The sequence below is a fragment of the Candidatus Angelobacter sp. genome (genome assembly GCA_035607015.1).
Lineage (GTDB): Bacteria > Verrucomicrobiota > Verrucomicrobiia > Limisphaerales > AV2 > AV2.
The window spans coordinates 1-5449 of the sequence record DATNDF010000246.1 but is presented as its reverse complement, the minus strand read 5'-3'; the positions used below and the strand labels follow the sequence as shown (position 1 = coordinate 5449).

Below are 5449 nucleotides of genomic sequence, written 5' to 3'. Positions count from 1 at the left end.
GATGGAGCGTTCAATGGCGATTCCGGTCGGTTGGCAGTTGACCCTCTGAGTTCTTCGAGCTAAAATGGAGTCATGTTCGGATAATATCACGGAGGCCGGTTTCCTTGCCGCCCAGCCAATTCGTAATATCAAGGAAAGCTTTCCAGCTACATATAAAGTTAGGCCACGACGGCACTATGCCAGGTATCAACATCGGTGATACGATTGCCCTGAAAGACAAGGCCGGCGACCCGCTGGGCGAGTTGGCTATCCGAGAGGTTCGTTACGGAGCTTGGTGCGGCGCCTTTACGGCGGGGACTGGCTATGATCGGGTCCGGCATCTATTCCTCCGGTGGACGAAGTTGGTCAGCGATCAGGTTCTCGGAAGCCCGCTGACTAGGATTGAGGAGGAGATTTCTGCGATTGGTATTTCAGCGTTTCGAGGCAGCGAGCCGCTTCCAGTTGGCGATGTTCAGATTTATGATGAGAGGGATCAGATTGAGGGCAGTTTCAGATTTGTGGCCTGACAAGACCGTTCGGCTCGGTGACGCCAGCCAACACCCGCAACATGGAAGTAATTGGTTATAGCATTTGCGTTCTGGGCTGTATCATGGGGCTCATCGGCGAGCTCATGCTCCTCACGGCGGTCTACCGTAGGGGCACAATACTGTTTGTTGTGTGCCTGATGATTCCGTTTGCGCTCTACGGCTTTGCTGTCGTCCATATTCGCAGGCTCTGGCTGCCACTCACGCTGGCCATTGCCGGGATTGTGGTGCTGCTTTTGGGACGACGCATGGCCGGGTGGGAGTAACCGATGGACGAGGTGATTCGATGACCGCTGAACCAGCAGCGTCAGCCAACCCAGAGAGTGCGTGTCGCAGCATATCAGGCGTTACCGGCCCGGCGCGGCTGCGTTGATTGTCAGACCGCTCGACGTGTCGTTCGCAAATCAGTCTGTCGTGCGCTTTTTTGCTGGCCGGCTGAACTGACAGTGATGGCTCCGTTAAACATTCAACGAAAGGATGTGCCATGATCACTCGGTTGTTCACTCGGCAGCTAGCGTCGCAGAGGACGGTAACTCATGTCTGTCAGGCAGCGTGCTCCATCACAGGGGGCGCTGGTACCTGGCTGCCGGCCTCCGGTACTATCAAAGCCTCGACACAATTCGGGCATTCCCGGACAAGGCCGACGGAATCCAACGGAAAGGAATTCAGTTCACCACAATTAGGACAGTTGAAATCGAGGAAGTTCTCTTCGGTGATTTCTGTGATCATGAGATGGTTGTTTTCTGAACGTTGATGCGATGATGCGGCGCGCCGGACTTTCTGCCAACCAGGAATTCTTTCTGTTGTTCGGACGGAAAATCGTCGGACGCAAAAAGCAAAAGCCTGTGACACATCCTGTCGTCGAGGGGTCCGCAAAGTTTTATGAGCGACCCGGGCGGGATCACGCAAGGGATGTTGAGGAGGTTTGCATGAGAAAAAGCCCACGGCTTCCCAAACGACGCATTCGCCGCTAGGCTGACCGGCGCATGACCGGAGTCGTCGAGATTTTCGTGGGTTTGTTGCTTGCCGTGGCGGTTCTGGCGTTGCTGGCCCGCAAGCTGCACATACCTTATCCAATTCTGTTCGTTATCGGCGGTTTGTTCCTCGGTTTGATTCCCAAACTGCCAAAAGTCCGGCTCGATCCGGAACTGGTCTTCCTTTTCTTTCTGCCGCCGCTCCTGTTCCCGGCGGCTCTATTCACGTCGTGGCGCGATTTCCGCGCGAATCTACGTCCCATTTCATTGCTTGCCATTGGCCTCGTCTTGTTCACCACCGTGGCAGTCGCCCTGCTCGCGCACTATTTCATGGACCTGCCGCTGGCCGCCGGATTTGTTTTGGGTGCAATCATCTCTCCGCCCGACGCCATCGCCGCCACCGCAATTGCCGACCGTCTCAAGGTTCCTCGTCGGATCGTGACCATTCTGGAAGGCGAAAGTCTGGTCAACGACGCCACCGCACTGGTTGCTTTTCGCTTCGCCGTCGTGGCCGTGGTGACCGGCTCATTCTCACTGGCACATGCCGCCGGTCAGTTCCTCGTTGTGGGCGGCGGCGGGATTATTCTGGGTCTGGCGGTCGGCTGGCTGGCGGAGCAGTTTCACAAACGCGTGGATGACGCGCCGATCGAAATCACCGTTTCATTGCTGACACCGTTTGCCGCCTATTTGTCTGCCGAACGGCTCGGCGTTTCCGGCGTCCTCGCGGTCGTGACCGCCGGACTGTATCTCGGCTGGCTCATGCCCGAAATCCTCACCTTCCGGACCCGGCTTCATGGCGGGCCGGTCTGGGAAATGGTGGAGTTTCTTCTGAACGGTTTTGTCTTTATCCTCATTGGGCTGCAATTGCCGGCAGTGCTGCGCGCCTTGTCCGGCAATCCGATACCCATCCGCCAGTTTGTGTGGTACGCACTGCTCATCAGCCTGGCGGTCATTCTCATCCGTATCCTTTGGGTGTTTCCGGCAACCTATCTGCCGCGCCTGCTTTTCAAGAGCATTCGTGAACGTGATCCGTATCCGTCGTGGCGCCACGTCACGATTGTCGCCTGGACCGGGATGCGCGGCGTGGTTTCACTCGCCGCCGCCCTGGCGTTGCCGCTCACGACTCAAGGCGGCTCGCCCTTTCCGGGCCGCGATTTGATTCTGTTCCTCACCTTCATCGTGATTCTCGCGACACTCGTGGTGCAGGGCTTGAGTCTGCCACCCTTGATTCGCTGGCTCGGCATTGAAGATGATGGCGCCACCGAAAAAGAAGAACGCGAAGCCCGGCTCAAGGCCAATCAGGCCGCGCTGGACCGGCTCAATGAAATCGTCGAACGCGACCCGGCGAAGGCCGATGCTTGGCAGCGATTGCGCATCGAATACGAGGACCGCATCCGCCAGTTGGAAGCCGCCGAACCGGAAAGTACCGGCGCTCCGTTGCGGCTTTTTTCGTCTGAATACGAACGGCTGTCATTCGAAGCGCTCGAACAGGAACGCCGGACCATCCTTCAACTCCGCAACGAGAGCATCATCAATGATGAAGTCCTGCGCCGTATCCAGCGCGATATTGATCTCGCCGAAGCCCGATTGCGGCAGCATCAGTAATCGCGGCGGGGCTGGTTTTGAAGCTGCGAGTCTAACCGATGGCGGCCTCAAAGCGGTTGACCGACGGATGCCAAAAAACTATTCTCAGTGGCATGTTGGGAAGGAAAGCGGGACCTCGTATTGAACCGCTAATGTCCAATAGAAAGGAGAAAGCTCGCTACAGCAGATATGTCTAAAAAGGGTCAGCCTCATTACGACGATTCGTATCCGACGTGTGCCGCCACATATTCGACGCTTCGCGTGTTTTCAGATGACCTCGCCCCGGACGAGATCACCAAGATTCTGCAGATCGAACCGACGCGCACTTTTCGGAAGGGCGATAGTCACACTGGGGGCAGACTTCAACGCAAAACCAATGGATGGTTTTACTCCACAGAGAAACTGTGCGACTCAAAAGACACTCGGCGTCATATTGATATGATCCTCGTCGCACTTGATGGAAAGGGCGATTCAATCGACAAGATTCACGACTTGGACTGTAAGATCGACATCACTTCCTACTGGGTATCTACTGGTCAGGGAGGCCCTTGGTTGATGCCCAACCAGATGCTCGAGTTAGGAAGACTGGGCATTGGAGTTTGGTGGGATATATATTTCAAAGGTAAAAATGAGATGTAACTAAACTTCGAAAATAAACTACCGGACCGGTCCTCGTCTCAATGTCGGGCGCCAATTCGGATGCGTCACTTACTCTCGCCATTTTGTTTCAAGTCGTGGCCGCTCAGATTCGCATAGGATGCGCAGGATACCTTTTGCTTTTTTCATGAGATCACTCGCAGTAGTCGCACTCGGGTTGTGCGCCAGTTGGGCAACTCGCCCTGAACTGGCAAGTATTCCGGATGATAACGAGCAGGTTCCTGCAGTTCAGTCAGCGATGGTCGTTTTTGACCAACTATTGGACGACGGTAAGGTTCCCGGGTTCAGCAAAGGTGAGCATTGCGAATTCGGAGCCGATATCCCGCACGACGTAAAGCAATTTCCTTATCCGCAAACAGTCGCTTTGTGGGTAGAGAAGGAAGCGGAACCAAAGAACATATATTGGTATTACTTTCAGAGGGATTCTGAAAAGGACCCATGGAGGCTCACCCAAGGATGGAAAGGGACAACGAAAGGCGATAATTGGGTTCAGTTGTTTCCACGGACCGAACACAACTGATTCATTATTTTACACACAAGCGTGCGACCCGATGCCACTAAGGGTCACGACGGGAGTCTATGTCAGCCGATGCGTTGCGGCAATGCGGGCACTCATCTCACGCCGCCTGACAGCCGCGATAAATCCTTGGCACGCGATAGGAAATGTTGGTCAGGATTTCCCACGGCACTGTCCCGCACCAGTCAGCCAGTTCGCCAACTGTGATTTCGTCACGGCCCTGCCGGCCAATCAGCACGGCCTCGTCCCCTGCCCTCGCGCCCGGCACGCGCGAAACGTCCACCATCATCTGGTCCATCGTCACGCGACCGAGCACGGCGCAGCGTTTCCCTCCAATCAACACCTGCGCGCGATTGCTGGCGGCGCGCGGATAGCCGTCACCGTAGCCGGCGGTCAACGTTGCCACACGCATCCTTTGCGGCGCGACAAACGCGCGGCCGTAGCTCAGCGAGGCGCCCTTTGGAATCTCCTTCACGAGACTGACCCGGCATTTGAATGAGAGCGCTGGACGAAGGCGCTTTTGCAACGGTGTTGCGAGACGCCGTTTGCCGGCCGGCACGACGCCATAAACCAGCAGGCCCGGCCTCACGAGATTGAACGATGTGTCCGACTCGTGCAACAAGGCGGCGCTGTTGTCCGCGTGAACGAGCGGGATGGAGATTCCCCTGGCCGCAAGCTGCTCCAGCACGGTTTCAAACTGTTTTCGCTGCCGGCGTGAAAACGCGACGTCGTCTTCGACGGACGAATAATGCGTGTAAAGCCCGTGCACGATGATGCCCGGAAGCCGCGACGCGCCGACGACGAGTTGAAGCGCGCGTTCCGGCGCGACGCCGAGCCGCCCCATGCCGGTGTCCACCTTGACGTGCGCCCGCACGGTTTTGCCAAACCTCGCGGCACAGCGGGAAAACCGCTTCGCTTCTTCGAGGGACGAGATCGTCGGCATCACGTTGTCGCGCATGCCGTGTTCCACCTCTTCCGGCAGACAGGCGCCCAGCATGAGCACCGGCCAGCCCTTGCCGACACTGTGAATCGCCCGCGCCTCGGCGAGGTTCGCCACGCCGAAGAGATCCGCGCCGCTTTGCATCAACAATGCAGCGATCTGTTTCAGGCCGTGGCCGTAGGCGTCCGCCTTGACCACGGTCATGATTTTAACGGACGGCCCGACGCGATGACGGATCCAGGAAAGGTTTTCG

Annotated in this window: 6 protein-coding genes; 4 read left to right on the top strand and 2 right to left on the bottom strand. The window is 56.9% G+C overall.

Annotation, left to right across the window (positions count from 1 at the left end; all coding sequences use genetic code 11):
• Positions 1–176 precede the first annotated feature (176 nt).
• Together VN887_10095 and VN887_10090 are read left to right on the top strand one after the other, a co-directional pair.
• Positions 177–506, top strand: a complete 330-nt coding sequence (locus VN887_10095; protein ID HXT40363.1) for a hypothetical protein — start codon at positions 177–179, stop codon at positions 504–506.
• A 41-nt stretch (positions 507–547) separates the two neighbouring features.
• The gene (locus VN887_10090; GenBank protein ID HXT40362.1) at positions 548–790 is read left to right on the top strand and encodes a hypothetical protein; all 243 of its coding nucleotides are present in this window, start codon (positions 548–550) and stop codon (positions 788–790) included.
• A gap of 277 nt (positions 791–1067) precedes the next feature.
• On the opposite strand, the gene VN887_10085 is transcribed toward VN887_10090, so the two are convergent.
• Positions 1068–1253, bottom strand: coding sequence for a hypothetical protein (locus tag VN887_10085; GenBank protein ID HXT40361.1), 186 nt, complete (start codon positions 1251–1253; stop codon positions 1068–1070).
• 257 nt (positions 1254–1510) lie between these two features.
• Between VN887_10085 and VN887_10080 the strand changes: the two genes are divergently transcribed.
• Positions 1511–3103 carry a Na+/H+ antiporter gene (locus VN887_10080; protein ID HXT40360.1) on the top strand — a complete coding sequence of 531 codons (1593 nt, stop codon included), beginning with the start codon at positions 1511–1513 and terminating at the stop codon, positions 3101–3103.
• A gap of 168 nt (positions 3104–3271) precedes the next feature.
• Positions 3272–3721, top strand: a complete 450-nt coding sequence (locus tag VN887_10075) for a DUF4279 domain-containing protein (protein ID HXT40359.1) — start codon at positions 3272–3274, stop codon at positions 3719–3721.
• Between the two features lie 635 nt (positions 3722–4356).
• Here VN887_10075 and alr read toward each other — a convergent pair.
• Positions 4357–5449 (bottom strand): alanine racemase (gene alr, locus VN887_10070; GenBank protein ID HXT40358.1); only part of this gene is annotated, 1093 nt, incomplete at its 5' end.

Excerpts from the sequence above, each read along its gene's own strand:
- VN887_10095 (HXT40363.1), top strand. The coding sequence starts at position 177 with ATGCCAGGTATCAACATCGGTGATACGATTGCCCTGAAAGACAAGGCC.
- VN887_10090 (HXT40362.1), top strand. The coding sequence starts at position 548 with ATGGAAGTAATTGGTTATAGCATTTGCGTTCTGGGCTGTATCATGGGG.
- VN887_10085 (HXT40361.1), bottom strand. The coding sequence starts at position 1,253 with ATGATCACAGAAATCACCGAAGAGAACTTCCTCGATTTCAACTGTCCT.
- VN887_10080 (HXT40360.1), top strand. The coding sequence starts at position 1,511 with ATGACCGGAGTCGTCGAGATTTTCGTGGGTTTGTTGCTTGCCGTGGCG.
- VN887_10075 (HXT40359.1), top strand. The coding sequence starts at position 3,272 with ATGTCTAAAAAGGGTCAGCCTCATTACGACGATTCGTATCCGACGTGT.